This is a genomic window from Neobacillus niacini NBRC 15566 (assembly GCF_001591505.1).
Taxonomy (GTDB): Bacteria; Bacillota; Bacilli; order Bacillales; family Cytobacillaceae; genus Neobacillus; species Neobacillus niacini.
The window spans coordinates 87980-102098 of sequence record NZ_BCVA01000002.1 but is presented as its reverse complement, the minus strand read 5'-3'; the positions used below and the strand labels follow the sequence as shown (position 1 = coordinate 102098).

Genomic DNA, 14119 nt, shown 5'->3' with positions numbered 1-14119 from the left:
GACATTTGTACTCATTGTAAGTTGTTTTGAAAATAATAGTCAAGAAATTTATCTGAATTTTCTGCATTTTTTATATAAAAAAAGACGGGTAATATCCCGTCTTTTACTCGTCCTGATCCATAGGGTTATAAAGCTTAACTTCTGGATTCTTTTCTTGGAACCAACGAAGTGCAAAATCATTTTCAAATAAGAAGACATAATGATCAAAGCGGTCCTTTACAAGCAAACTTCTAGAACTCGAGAGATTTTCATCCACGACTTCCCCTTCTATCCATCTGCCAATTTTAGAACCTATACGTTCCATCAATACCTCAGCATTGTATTCATTTCTCATCCGATGTTCAAAAACCTCAAATTGTAATTGTCCAACCGCACCTAATAAGTAATCATCTGTTTTTACTGTTTTATAGAGCTGGATAGCACCCTCTTGAACAAGTTGCTGAATTCCTTTATAAAATGATTTTTGTTTCATTACATTCTTTGCAGAAACCCTAACAAAAAGCTCAGGTGTGAATTGCGGCAGTCTTTCAAATTGAAAATTGTCTTTACCGGAAGTAATCGTATCCCCAATTTGGTAAGTACCTGTATCATAAAGACCAATAATGTCCCCGCTAACCGCCTCATCCACTGTATTTCTTTCCTCAGCCATAAAAGAGGTGGACTGGGAGAGTTTTATTTGTTTACCTAAGCGAGGAATATTTACAGTCATTCCTCGTTCAAATTTACCAGAACAAATACGAACAAAGGCAATCCGGTCACGATGGGCAGGGTTCATGTTTGCTTGAATTTTGAAAACAAATCCCGAAAATTGCTCACCAAGCGGATTGATTTCACCTATCGATGAATTACGAGCCATTGGTGCTGGAGCAAATTGCAGATAAGTCTCTAGGAAGGTTTGGACACCGAAAGTCGTTAGTGCACTGCCAAAGAATACCGGGGTAATTTTACCATCCGCTACTTTTTCAGCAGTGAAATCATTCCCAGCTTCGTTTAACAGCATAATCTCTTCAAGCGTTTGGTCATACAAACCAGAAGCCTTTAAAGGATGGTCACCTTCTATTTCTCCATCGCTATTTAATGAAATAAAACGCTCTTCTTCATTTACTCTAAATTGTTCGATTCGATTGTAATAACGGTCGTAAATCCCGAGGAACTCTTTACCCATCCCAATTGGCCAGTTCATTGGATAAGACTCAATTCCAAGTACCTCTTCTAATTCAGCCAGAAGCTCTAATGGCGCTTTTCCTTGTCGATCTAGCTTATTAATAAAAGTAAAGATTGGAATTCCACGCATGCGGCAGACTTTAAATAGTTTTAATGTTTGTTCCTCAATCCCTTTTGCAGAATCGATGATCATAACAGCACTATCAACGGCCATTAAAGTACGATACGTATCTTCACTAAAATCCTGGTGTCCGGGAGTGTCCAAAATATTAACACGAAAGTCATTATAATCAAATTGCATAACGCTTGACGTAACAGAAATCCCCCGTTGTTTTTCAATTTCCATCCAGTCACTCGTTGCAAACTTACCTGTTTTTTTTGCTTTGACCGTACCAGCGTCGCGAATCGCTCCGCCAAATAATAATAATTTTTCCGTAAGTGTTGTTTTCCCGGCATCCGGGTGAGAAATAATCGCAAATGTTCTACGCGATAATACTTCTTCTTTAAAATTGTTACCCATTTCTAATTCCTCTCTTTTGACAATCCAAAAATTTTTCTCGTACCCTTAATCTTATATGTACGAGGTGAAATTTGCAATCCTTTAATACATCCCAACTGGAAATCTATTTCCACCCATTCCCACATCGTCTTTTATCATTTTTCTTTTATAATAGAATTAGACTCTGATTAAGGAGATGACTGAATTGAATCAAAGTAAAAAACTAGTTTCAAAGATTATTCCGCTCATCGCAGCGTTACTAATAATACTTGGTGGAGTAACTTGGTTTTTCCAAACAACCAATAAAGAAATTGAAATTCCTTTCTCCTCAGTTGAAGAAACCATTCAAAAACAAAATGGGAAACCAGTAGCACTGACTGAACACTCTGACGGCAGCATTAAACTTACAGTGGACGGTTTTAAATATGAATCACACGTTCCGCCGAATAGTCAAATGATTGACAAACTCGTCGAGAAATATAATATTAATTATTCTTTTTCTAATAACAGTCGTTTTGGAAAGTGGATTATGGCCGGAATAATACTGGCACTTGTTGGAACTGCTATTGTACTTCAAAAAACAAAAGGTGGGCTTGGGCTATCAAATTCTATGAAGAATAGTGTTTCACAAGCACGACCGCTTCCGTCCATTAGTTTAGAGGATGTTGGCGGGATTGGTGATGAAATGAAGGAAGAAATTATCCAGACACTTTCAACACTGAAAGAGCCGGAAAGGGCTCTTAAAATGGGGATTAAACCACCTAAAGGAATTTTATTGTATGGACCTCCAGGCACTGGAAAAACTTTATTAGCTCAGGCGATTGCCCGTGAATTAGATGCGGCTTTCTATTCAGCCAGCGGATCGGCTTTCAATGAGTTATTTGTAGGAGTTGGGGCCAGCAGGGTTCGCTCTTTATTTCAGACTGCAAGAAAACAAGGTCCAGCAGTAATCTTTATTGATGAAGTAGATGCCTTGGCCGGCAGAAGAAAAGCCCATGGCGGTGAAGAAGCAGAAAAAACATTAACCGAACTTCTAGTTCAGCTCGATGGAGGGCATTCCAATGATGGAATATTATTTATCGCCGCCACGAACAGAAAAGATATGCTTGACGAAGCATTCCTAAGGCCGGGTAGAATTGACTTTACGTTTCACATTCCCCTTCCTGATACAAAAGGAAGAAGAGAAATTATCGAAATTCATACAAAAGGGAAGGCACTTAGTAATGACGTTACAGACTCTTTAGATGATTTAGCCGAAAGTACGTCCGGTTTTTCAGGAGCAGAGCTGCAATCATTATTTGAAACAGCCAGCAGAAGGGCAGTACGAAATCGGCAGGATGTACTTACTAAAGGCGATCTTGATTATGCTCTTGACCGGACGATATTAGGAAGTACTTCACGGTCTTTACAGGATCTTGATACGAAGCGCCGTGTGGCCATTCATGAAGCAGGGCATGCCATAGTAGCTTCATTAACGAAGCCAGGATCTGTTAGAAAAGCGACCATTATCCCACGTGGTGAGGCACTCGGTTATGTGGCACCTATTCCCAAAGAGGTTCATTTATCAACAACAAGTGATTTACTAGACCGGGTCGCAATGGTGCTAGCCGGTGGTGTTGCCGAGAGAATGCTGCTTGGTGAACATAGCATAGGTGTCAGTGGAGATGTACAGCAGGCAAAGCAAATTATCGAACAAATGGTAGATACGGGTATGCTGCAGGAAGGGTTTACCCTTACTTTTAACAAACAGGACAAAGAAGAAAAAATGCAAGAACTGTTTAAAAAAGGTTTAGAAAAAGCAGAGAATCTAATAAAAAGTCATCAGATTCAATACCAGCAATTAGTTGATTGCTTATTAAAGAAAGAAACACTTGAAGGCTTTGAGGTTGAAGAAATTGTTTGGGGAAAAACTACAGTAAATAGTAATGATGTTTCTGCATAAATGAAATGGATATTTTGAGGTACACTAACTTTATGTATTTCTATGTAGGGATGTGTATGCAAATGTTGGACACAAAAATTGATGATGAGGCAAAAAGACATCGGCAAAATGCAAAGGGGTACATTGACAATCCCAAAAAGACTGAAGGCTTACTGAAAAAGGCAATACTCAAAGCGAAAAATAATAAAGGCACTTTAGGTGATGCTTGGGAAAAGCTGCAATTATTTTTTGATTTAGTCCAGGCATATTCTAAAGGCGAATATAAAAATGTTGCCCCTGCTACAATCTTAACCATTATTGGGGCAATCCTATATTTCGTTTCTCCTTTAGATGTGGTCCCTGACTTTCTTGTTGGCTTAGGAATCCTTGATGATGCCGCTGTTATCAGCTTTACATTAAAAAAATTATCTGCCGAAATCATTGAATTTAAAAAGTGGAGACAGAATGATTCATTTTCATCACTAGTAAAAAGCCCTCTTGACTAGTCAAGAGGGCCTTTTATCCAAATATTTTTATCTAAAGCAAGCTGCACCTACGATAATTAATAGGATAAATAAAACGACGATTAACGCAAAGCCGCCGCCAAATCCACAGCCTCCGTAACCATAACCTCCATAGCCACATCCACCGTATCCATATCCAAATGGCATATTATAACCCCCTTTTTAAATTAATAGTAGTATCCTCGGCCCCAAGAAGCCCCAATAATAATTAACAAAATGAACAATACAACTAGAAGAGCAAAGCCTGCGCCGTACCCGCCATGTGAACCAGACATTTACATTACCTCCTTTTTTGAATTCCATATATCCTATTCAAATCTATAAAAATGTGCGATAGACACATATCCAAATAAACCACTTTTCGAAAAAAAGAATAAGCCCAATCTAATTGGGCTTCTGAATCATTTTGGTTCCACTATAGGTAGGAGCCTATTCACTAATCTAGGTGAGAGCGGCTGTATTGATTTAAAACAGGTTAGGTCTATAACTAAACAATTCGAGGTTGTTCTTAATGAAAATACATGGTCACATAAATCCACTGGATAACCGTCTATATCTACAGGCTCAAGTAGTGATACTGTTGCGCAGCATTTCCTAACATCTATTGCTTCTAATCGAAATACATTTGTTGTAAAAAAGTTACCATTATTATTCCATCCAAAAGCCTCAAATTGGCACTTCCCTGTTGAAAGGATAAACGGAATCGTGTCATATCCAAAATCGTCACATATAAAACGAAAATCTTCAAAGGATAAATTTTTTTGTTCTTCTAATAGTTGCTGCAGATCCTTACATATACATACAACCTTATGTTCTTCCCCCATAACCAAACCTCCTTTCAAATATTCTAAACAGGCTGTAAATAAAATTGAATTTGCTTTGCACCATTCAGAGCACATTCTCTAGCTCGATCCTTTGAATCAGCTGAAGCAATTACATATCCATATCGTTGTCCCATGGAGCGAGGCGGTATAACAAGTTGACCATATTCAGCTTTCATGCTCACCTCTAATACACCGGTTTGTTCTTTGGCAGAATCACAACCTGATACTTTAAGTAACTTTCCAACTGTTCCAACAATCAAATAATGTGTATAAATGGCCTTATTGTGTTTTTTCCTTAAATCTGGTTCTAATCCTGAGAACAATCTTATTGTCTGTTCAGCTAGGTTATAACCAAACGCTTCTTCAATCATCCGATTCATAGCTCCCCCAGCCATCCTCGGATTAATCTCAATTAGCTTCCAGCCTTTATTTGTTAATTTCATTTCTAAATGGCAAGTACCATTTCTTATCTGAAAATCCTCTATAATTGAAAGGACCGTCTCCTTTAGCCCTGGCAGTTGTTCTAAGTGCAACTCAGGACAAATAGAATAACCTGTGATAATAAAACGTTCACCCTTTGTTACTTCCTGCTCTACAATCGCTGCAACCATGATGGTGGATTGATAGACAACAATTTCAATCAAATATTGTGGTCCCTCCAAATACTCCTCCACTAATATTTTTGATTTAGAGTTTTTACGGTGAAGTTGTTTCACACCCTTCATACATTCCCAAACATTTTCGACCAGTATGACATCCTTTGAACCATTGGATTGAGGGGATTTAATAATTAGCGGAAATTGGTCTTTTAACTCCTCCATCACATTGTCGGCATTTTCGATTGAACTGAGAACCTGATAAAACGGGTTATAATCTTTCCCTGCTAAATACCTTCTTGTTAAAATTTTGTCAGTCATAAGTTCTAACGGTTCTAATGTTAGAAGTGTATGGCAAAGAGAATTAGTAAGCAGTGCTGCTAAATAAATATATTCATCTAAAAAACTAATAAAACAAACAATCTTTTTCCCCTCTTCAATGATGTCAGTGATTGCAGAAAGTATTTCATCTGTATCTGACATATTTAATATGCGTACATCATCAATCTCCTGATAATCCTCCCTTTCTTCAACAAATATGGTTCGATTTGTTAACAGAATTGTTTCGTAGCCTAGTCTTTTTGCTGCTTTAATTCCTTCATAGCTCGATCCTGTTTTATTTGTACCTAAGAAAACAATTGAATTCATCTTTTGCACCTACTTAAAAATGGCCTCACCTTTTGTGCTAGTTTTCCTGTTACAATAAAATATTCTTTTTCCAATTGTTGGTGTAGGCATGTTCATTATGTACAGACAGTTATTTGACCAATTAATTTAAAGTGTGACAGATGCCTGCTAAAATAATTATGGACAAGTGTTTACATAAATGGCCATCCCCACAAGGTATGGCCTTAACATTCAATAAGCATATCCTGTTTAATCCAACAAAAAACCAACAACTTTTCGTTGTTGGTTTTTTGTGACAGAATGCGCTAATTGACTCCTGCCTTAAAGGAAATTAAATGTAAACAAGAAAAATAATTAAAGCTAACAGAATTCGATATATTGCAAAGGGAACAAGCTTAATTTTATCGATTAGTTTTAAGAAAAAGCGGATGGAGATTAAAGCAAAAACAAAGGCACTAAAAAATCCAGCAATAAAAAATGGAAGTGCATCGATTGTGATATACTGCCAATTTTTAAGTAAAGAAAGAAAACTGGCACCTGCCATAATAGGTACTGCCATAATAAACGTAAAATCGGCAGCCGCCCGATGACTCAATCCGATTAAAACACCGCCAGAAATAGTTGAGCCGGAACGAGAGAACCCTGGCCACAATGAAAAACATTGAATGAGACCAATCGTAATTGCTTGTTTATATGTTATTTGGTCAACTGTTTCAACCTTAGGTATTTTGGGACCAAAGCGATCTGCAATAATCATGAATACTGCACCAATCACTAAACCAATTAAAACTGTTTCAGTTGAAAATAAATGCTCATCAATATAATCTTCAAAAAGAACGCCAAAGATTCCAGCCGGAATTAATCCAACGATTACTTGAGTTAATTTTAAACGACCACCACTTTGTCCAGACAGTTTGTTTTTTATCCGTCCCATTCCTAAGAGGTCAATAAACCTATCTTTGAAGGTCACGACAACAGCTAAAATAGAACCTAGTTGAATTACTACTTTAAAAGTATTTGCTCCATATTTCCCCAAGAATTCTTCTGATCGAAGCCACATATCATCTACGATGATCATATGACCGGTCGATGATACCGGAGCAAATTCAGTTAGACCCTCTACGAAACCTAAAATAATAGCTTTGATAATTAATAATAAATCCATGGTTAATGTAACTACTCCTAACTATTTCTTTTAATTTAACTTTTAAGGATATGGAATAACCTATTAATTGTACTCAATAACCATTGCCATAAGCAAATACTTTTTTTCATAGTAAGGAAGCGAGGCTCTTCCGCCTCGCTCCCTTATTGTGAAATTATGCGATTCACACGCCCATTGAATGTCTCAAACCAATAACCTTCTGTCATATCAGCTATTGCAACACCAGTTGAACTTTGTGAACCCAAAAATTTTCCAGCACCGAGATAAATACCGACATGGCCATCTTTTTTATATGTATCAAAAAATACAAGGTCTCCAGGAATCATTTCTTCTACACTAACAGGTGTTCCAGAATTTTTTAAAACCTCAGTACTTGCTCCTATTTTGATGTCAACCTGGGTAAACGCCCAACTTACAAATGCTGAGCAATCAAATCTTCCATTTTCAATATCATATTCGTTCCGGCCCCCGCCAAATACATAAACTGAATTTCCTACATACTTTAATCCAAGGGTAATTAGGTTTTTTACCTTTTCGTTTGTTAACAATAAAGATTCATTCCAGATTTGAACTGGCTGTATGTCGGTTACATCATACATAGATACAAGTGCAGAATCCTGTTGCATTAAACCAGCCTGTTCGACTAGTGTGATTTGCTCTTTTTTCTTTGCTACTGCTCTTAACCATTCATTTTGTTGCTGCTGCTCTAAAATTTGCGTTTGCATACCTTCTAATTCAACTATCATATGCTGAAGCTCTAATAATTTATTTTCTACTTGGGTTTGCTTCTTTTTCATTTCCTCTTTATCAGCTTCATGTTGAGTTATAATATTTTGGTCTGCCTCAACAAATGAAGCTAGCGCACCAACTCGATCTACAAAATCCTTAAAACTTGAGGACCCAAGTAAAACATCAAGATAATTTACCTTTCCACCCGTTTCTTGAAAAGCCAATGCGCGTTTTTTTAATATCTCATTACGCTTGTTTACTTTTTCGTTCAGTCCTGCGACCTCAGCCTCCAGTTTCTGTATCTCTAATTGTGAATCACTTATTTTGTTCTCTGTTTCAAGAATGATTTGATTATTATCATTAATCGCTTGCTCTACTCGCTTGATTTGATCATTAATTCTTTTAATTTCAGCTTTTACTTGGTTAAGTTCAACATTACCTTTTAAGATTTCTAATTGAATTTTTGTCCGTTGCTCGTCAATTATTTGCTGGTTATGATTTTCTTCTGCTTCTACTTGAAGTAATACAGTTGGGCTTCCAAACGTGATTATTGTACATAATGCCATAATCTTCTTTTTCAAATTTATTCCCCTGCTTCCCTCATCGCAAATAGCAATAATTTTTGGTTTTCTATGTACAATTAAGCAGTCTACCAAAACACCAAAAATAATTCTTTATACCCACTTATTTCCTATTTTAAATGCAAATAGAAGTATAGCATGAAATGTTGTCAATTTTATAATAGTAATATTAAATTTATGTTGCAAGATATTTCCACATACAATGTTCAAAGAATAACAAGAAAAAACAGACCAATTACAGGGATGGTCTGTTAATGTTTTTCAATGTATTTTTTACTTTGCTTTTAGAAGCTCTTTGACGCTATTTTTTCCACGATCGACGATTTCTTTATGAGTATTTCTAGCCATTTTAACATACTCATTAGTGACCTGCTGCCAAGCATTTCGACGTTCGCGGCCATAAGCAATGTTCGCCTCTGTGCTCTTTTCAAAATTATCCTCTAACTGATCAATAATGTGGAAGACAGATTTGATGGGAGTAAGAGCAAGGTTTTCTAATTGATGAGATACCTCTTTAAGCTGCTCTTTAAGTTCTACCCGTTCATTCATCATTTCTGCTTCGATTCGTTCTTCGTCCTTGATAAGTTGTTCCCTGCGTGCATTCATTTGCTCCATGAAACCAGAGACTACTTCTTTATTTGTTTTTTTAGTCTGTTCGAAAAGATTAGCTATTGTTTTTCTATATTGTTTGTTAAACTTGATGACTTCTCTTAGTGCATTCACATATGCATCTTCGCGGTTTTCCCGCAGTTGTCTTGCCCGTTCAAGTGATTGTTCATACTGATTCCAGAGTGTATCTACAAATAAACCTTCATTTTTAGGTTCTTCTGCTGCAAGAATCATCTTTTCTTCAACTGCTTGGATATTTTCATTCTTTTTCTGTGCCATCGTCCTTCCTCCTCTTTTTACTGTTTACTTTCTCTATCGGATCCCTCTTTTGAAATGAAGGAATATAGAGCTCAAGGAAACTTGAATACATTTTGAAGAATTGGTCTAGCATCGATTGGTACGATTCTAGTTGATTGGCATAGCCTTTTAAGTATGTAATACCAGCTTTAGTAATGGAATATCTTCTTTTAGCAGGTCCACTGCCATTTGTATCCCACTCAGATGACACTAGCTCTTCCTTTTCGAGCTGTCGTAACAGTCTGTAGAGATTACCTTGGTCAATCGTTTTAAAACCAAATCCTTGTAATTTCTGGCTTAGCTCATATCCGTGAAGAGACATTCTGCTAAGAAGCAATAGAATAAATGGCAGAACAAAATTTTTTGAAGGATTGACAGACTGACTGTCTTGATTTACCATTTCTATATCACCTCACCTATATGTATTTTACACCTATGAGTAATATTTTGTCAACTTCAATAATACATGTTATTATATGGTGTAACATCACGTTTACTAGGTTCGTAACTTGGTAATAAAGTAATTATCAAATGAGGGTGGTGTTCAAATTGAAACAATCAAAAGTTAGTATGTTGGGGATGCCTTATTTACATTTTGGAAATGGTGAACCTCTAGTTCTAATCCATGGCTTAGGTGAAGTAAAGGAAGGATGGCAGTCACAATTTGAATTGGCTGATCAGTACGAACTAATTATTCCTGATTTACGCGGGCATGGTGAATGTACCAAAGCGGAAGGGATAACTATTCCAAATTTCGCTTCAGATGTTATTACTTTATTAGAGGAGTTAAAAATTGAAAACGCTCACATTTTAGGTTTATCAATGGGCGGAGCCGTAGCCCAAGAAATTTATCGTCAAGCCCCCCACCTTGTTTGCTCTCTTATGTTGATTAGTACTTTCCACTATTTCCCTAAAAAACTCAGAAAACCGTTATTCAAATTTAAGAAAGTGAGGCTGGGTGTCGCAGCAACAGAGGACGCTGTAAAAGAAACAGCTGCTCATATGAGCCTATATTCTTGGTCAAAGGAAAATATGGATTATTTCAAACGTTATTTCCAGCCGAAGCGCCACATTTTTTTAAAATCGTTAAATGCATGTTTCCAAGTTAATAATATTTCCTTATTACCAAGAATTAAGGTCCCAACTCTTATTATTGGATGTCAATATGACTCCGTTTTACCAGTTTGGATTCAATACTGTATGCACAAGCTGATACCACATTCAGAATTTATCATTATTAGAAACTCTGGGCATTTAGCAAAATTAGAAGCAACAAACCGGTTTAATCTTCTGCTAAGAAAGTTCTTAAACCGGCATAAGGCTGCTGCCTAATTTAAGTAAGTGGGAAGGATGGGGTCCTTCCCGCTTATAACATGGTTTCACTTAAACGGTTGTAACGAATTCCTTTTCTTTTGTCTTTCCTTTTGGGCTATCTTTAACCGCAAGCCCCTTTAAGGAAGCTATTTCACTTTTAATTTCTGCAAATTGACCTAATCCATGTTTAATTTCCTGTAAATTGGAAAGAATGGTTTTCTGCTCATCAATAATATTCATTTTCTTCTGTGAATCTTTTATTTCCTCAAGTTCCTCCCTTACATCACGTAGGTGGACTTGAATAATTTTAATGTCGACAAGATCTTTACGTAATTCCTGGAAATCATCCTTTATTTGGTTCAGTTCAGTTACTTCTTGGATAGTTTTTTGAAACTCAACCTGCATTTGTTTAACTAGCCAAATCATTTCTTGAAATAATTCAAAGTTTTCTTTATTTAATGCACCAAGACTGTCCTGTAATTTCAGCATTTTTCCCTCTAAAATATCGAACCTTCCCTCTGCTTGAATTGATAGATTAGCAACATTCGCAACATCCTTTTTGGTTGGTATATTCATAATACCAGCCCACATTTCACTAATTTGTTTAATGCCTCCGTATGGGTCATACATTTTTTCTTTTGACATTCTTCATCATCCTCAAAAGTTATGATTTTGTGACTTCTTCCGCTTTTTCTATATATTTATATAAAGGGAACATAAATGATTTTAATTGACCGCTAAGAAGTCCAACAAACCCTTTTTGACTCTCATAGATTAGGCTTCCTGCTTGCTTTAATGTTTTAATATATTGCTTCCGTCCATTCTTTCTGACCGCAATATATTGTTCAATCATTTCAAAATATTGATCCATCATTTTATTACTATCGACCATTTGTAATGGAGACCTTAAAATGGCGGCCGTCCTTTTTTGAATTTGGTCAATTTGCTGATTAATATCTTCATACGATCTTTTTGGAAATACATGCTGAAGAACTGTTGTTGACATTAAGAATTCCTCTCTTGCTATACGCTCCCAATTTGCGAATTCTTTATTGAACTGCTCCCTGGCAGATTTAATATTCGCTTGATTTCGTCTAATACTTTCAGCGAAACACCTTGCTTCTTTCAAAAACACCTCATCACAAAAATCCCCGTGCTTTGCCCATTGATCTAACTCATTAAAAGCATTCTCCCAAAGAATGTCCAAGCTTGAAAACTGTTCTTGTTCCTTTGATTCTGCAGGTTCAGAAAGTTCCACTTCTTTGATATTATTATCAACAGTGGTATTTTCCTCTGCATTTCGTCTTCTTTTATGCGTTTTTGGTGATTCTTCTTTTCTTTCAGTCATTTCACTCTTACTCCTTTTAATCTTGTATAGGTAGGGAAAATACGTGATGTATTCTTAGAAGGATTCTTGATGTTTTCTGCGAAGTTATAAGCGGCTTATTTATGAATGAACCTTTGCATTCTCTTCTTGTCGCAGCATTCTTCTTAACAGCTTTCCGACAGATGATTTAGGAAGTTCGGATAGAACCTCAATTTCTTTCGGCACCTTATAAGCAGCAAGAAATTGCCTTGAATAATCTATTAATTGCTCAGGGGTAATAGTAACACCAATTTTTAATTTTACGAAAGCCTTCACTGTTTCTCCTCGATAAGAATCAGGTATTCCAACGACTACGGCCTCTTCTACTGCTTCATGCTGATAGATAATTTCCTCAATTTCACGCGGGTAAACATTGTATCCGCTTGCAATAATCATATCTTTTTTCCGATCTAAGATATAGAAATAGCCATCCTCATCCATTTTGGCGATATCCCCTGTAAAGAGCCAGCCGTCTCTTATGACCATTTGCGTTTCACTAGGACGTTTCCAGTAGCCCTTCATAACCTGAGGCCCGCGAAGAATTAATTCACCAGCTTCGCCAACCGGCACATTTACATATCCATCTTCTGTCTCCTTTACAATTCTTGCTTCTGTACCCGGTAAAGGAATGCCCACACTGCCTAGTTTACGTGGAAGAAATGGAGGGGTAGAAATAGCAGACGGTGCTGTTTCTGAAAGTCCGTACCCGTCTGCAAGTCTAATGCCTACTCGTTTTTCAAAAATTTTCAGGCAGTGGAGCTCCACCGCTGCTTAAATAGTAAATATCTTTAATTGAGCTATTTTCCAATAGCGGGTGACTATTTAATGCAAATATCATAGTGGGCACTGCAGTCAGCTGGAATGGCTTTTCCCGATTGATTAGCTCTAGTAATTCATTCACATCAAAACGAGGAAGAATTAATTGATTACACCCAATTCGGATAGCTGAAAGTGCATTGCATGACAGTCCATAGACATGAAACATTGGCAGTACACTGATAATCTTAAAATTTTCTGGTTTCTCATCAACTGCATTATAAGTAAAATCACAGACTTGAATAATATTAGCCAGAAGGTTATGGTGGGTGAGCATGACGCCTTTGGAGATACCTGTGGTACCACCTGTATATTGCAAAATAGCTACATCTTGTTCTATATTAATCGGAATTTCAGGAATCACGTTATCATGTGTTAGAAAATCATCAAAATAAATATCACCATCTGCAAGATTAATTCTTCTTCCCCCAAATCCCACGACGATAATTTTTTTCAATGAAGTTCTCGTTTGAACTTCCTTTACCGTTTGATAAAATGCTTCGAAAACTACCATATAGTCAGCTTCAGAGTCATTTAAGGCATATTCAATTTCCCTTTCTACGTACATTGGATTCACTTGAACCGCAATCCCCCCCAACCGGAAGACTGCAAATAAGCTAAAAATATAATGCGGACAGTTAGGAAGCATGATTCCCAGTCTATCGCCCTTTTGAAACCCGATACGGTACAGTGAAGCAGCTAGAAATTCTGAAATTGCTCTCGTTTCTTTGTAGCTCCAAGATCTTTCATAAAAAGTAAGAGCGGGTTTGTCACCGTGGATTATAGCTGCCTGGTTCAAAAGATCGTATAAAGAATCGTAGTTTACTGAAACATCCTTACTAATTCTTGGATCATAAAATTTTAACCATGGCTTCTGTGAATAAACCATACAATCTCCTCCCATTTCCTATCAAGTTTTCAACCACTTAAATTATTGTTTTAAAAAAGCAATTTGTAAACGCAGTCAAATCGACAATTTTCCACAAATTCACAATTTAAACTATAAAATATAGTATCAAATGCTTGATAGAGGTAAGGCATAGGAAGAGGATTGATGGTTTTTGTCGATATTTTCATTTTTGTTCAC

The 14119-nt window shown here is 36.7% G+C and carries 15 protein-coding genes and 1 pseudogene; 3 read left to right on the top strand and 13 right to left on the bottom strand.

The genetic code is table 11. The features are described 5' to 3' along the window. Positions 1-103: 103 nt before the first annotated feature. Positions 104-1684 carry a peptide chain release factor 3 gene (locus tag BANA01_RS02420; RefSeq protein ID WP_063251498.1) on the bottom strand — a complete coding sequence of 527 codons (1581 nt, stop codon included), beginning with the start codon at positions 1682-1684 and terminating at the stop codon, positions 104-106. Between the two features lie 184 nt (positions 1685-1868). On the opposite strand from BANA01_RS02420, the gene BANA01_RS02415 reads away from it, so the two are divergent. Both BANA01_RS02415 and BANA01_RS02410 read left to right on the top strand, forming a co-directional pair. Then, entirely contained in the window at positions 1869-3605 is a 1737-nt protein-coding gene (locus tag BANA01_RS02415; RefSeq protein ID WP_235847043.1) for an AAA family ATPase, read from the top strand. Positions 3606-3667: 62 nt separating this feature from the next. After that, complete coding sequence (locus tag BANA01_RS02410) at positions 3668-4090, top strand: YkvA family protein (RefSeq protein WP_169803638.1); 423 nt, start codon at positions 3668-3670, stop codon at positions 4088-4090. Positions 4091-4117: 27 nt separating this feature from the next. Here BANA01_RS02410 and BANA01_RS28985 read toward each other — a convergent pair whose 3' ends face one another. From BANA01_RS28985 to phaQ, 8 genes are all read right to left on the bottom strand, one after another. Further along, the gene (locus BANA01_RS28985; protein WP_082799365.1) at positions 4118-4255 is read right to left on the bottom strand and encodes a YjcZ family sporulation protein; all 138 of its coding nucleotides are present in this window, start codon (positions 4253-4255) and stop codon (positions 4118-4120) included. A gap of 20 nt (positions 4256-4275) precedes the next feature. Further along, on the bottom strand, positions 4276-4383 hold the full coding sequence (locus BANA01_RS28980; protein ID WP_082799364.1) for a YjcZ family sporulation protein: 108 nt from the start codon (positions 4381-4383) through the stop codon (positions 4276-4278). A gap of 126 nt (positions 4384-4509) precedes the next feature. Continuing rightward, complete coding sequence (locus BANA01_RS02405) at positions 4510-4932, bottom strand: CotY/CotZ family spore coat protein (protein ID WP_063251495.1); 423 nt, start codon at positions 4930-4932, stop codon at positions 4510-4512. A gap of 23 nt (positions 4933-4955) precedes the next feature. Beyond that, complete coding sequence (locus tag BANA01_RS02400) at positions 4956-6176, bottom strand: ATP-grasp domain-containing protein (RefSeq protein WP_063251494.1); 1221 nt, start codon at positions 6174-6176, stop codon at positions 4956-4958. A gap of 310 nt (positions 6177-6486) precedes the next feature. After that, entirely contained in the window at positions 6487-7320 is an 834-nt protein-coding gene (locus BANA01_RS02395; protein ID WP_063251493.1) for an undecaprenyl-diphosphate phosphatase, read from the bottom strand. A 143-nt stretch (positions 7321-7463) separates the two neighbouring features. Next, positions 7464-8630, bottom strand: a complete 1167-nt coding sequence (locus BANA01_RS02390) for a C40 family peptidase (protein ID WP_063251492.1) — start codon at positions 8628-8630, stop codon at positions 7464-7466. Positions 8631-8903: 273 nt separating this feature from the next. Next, positions 8904-9518, bottom strand: coding sequence for a hypothetical protein (locus BANA01_RS02385; RefSeq protein ID WP_063251491.1), 615 nt, complete (start codon positions 9516-9518; stop codon positions 8904-8906). Then, a complete protein-coding gene (gene phaQ / locus BANA01_RS02380) occupies positions 9499-9936 on the bottom strand; it encodes a poly-beta-hydroxybutyrate-responsive repressor (RefSeq protein ID WP_063251490.1) in 438 nt (145 codons plus the stop codon). The genes BANA01_RS02385 and phaQ overlap by 20 nt, the downstream gene beginning before the upstream one ends. A 140-nt stretch (positions 9937-10076) precedes the next feature. Between phaQ and BANA01_RS02375 the strand changes: the two genes are divergently transcribed. Continuing rightward, positions 10077-10868, top strand: coding sequence for an alpha/beta fold hydrolase (locus BANA01_RS02375; protein WP_420884246.1), 792 nt, complete (start codon positions 10077-10079; stop codon positions 10866-10868). A 51-nt stretch (positions 10869-10919) separates the two neighbouring features. Here BANA01_RS02375 and BANA01_RS02370 read toward each other — a convergent pair whose 3' ends face one another. The 4 genes and pseudogenes from BANA01_RS02370 to BANA01_RS02360 form a co-directional block, all read right to left on the bottom strand. Beyond that, positions 10920-11495, bottom strand: a complete 576-nt coding sequence (locus tag BANA01_RS02370) for a hypothetical protein (protein WP_063251488.1) — start codon at positions 11493-11495, stop codon at positions 10920-10922. A 19-nt stretch (positions 11496-11514) separates the two neighbouring features. Continuing rightward, a complete protein-coding gene (locus tag BANA01_RS02365) occupies positions 11515-12198 on the bottom strand; it encodes a hypothetical protein (RefSeq protein WP_063251487.1) in 684 nt (227 codons plus the stop codon). 99 nt (positions 12199-12297) lie between these two features. Beyond that, positions 12298-12612 (bottom strand): AMP-binding enzyme, encoded by a 315-nt coding sequence (locus tag BANA01_RS30250; RefSeq protein WP_235847047.1) that lies wholly within the window; start codon positions 12610-12612, stop codon positions 12298-12300. A gap of 171 nt (positions 12613-12783) precedes the next feature. Further along, positions 12784-13921: pseudogene (locus BANA01_RS02360) on the bottom strand (AMP-binding protein); the annotation flags it as partial. Positions 13922-14119: the final 198 nt, after the last annotated feature.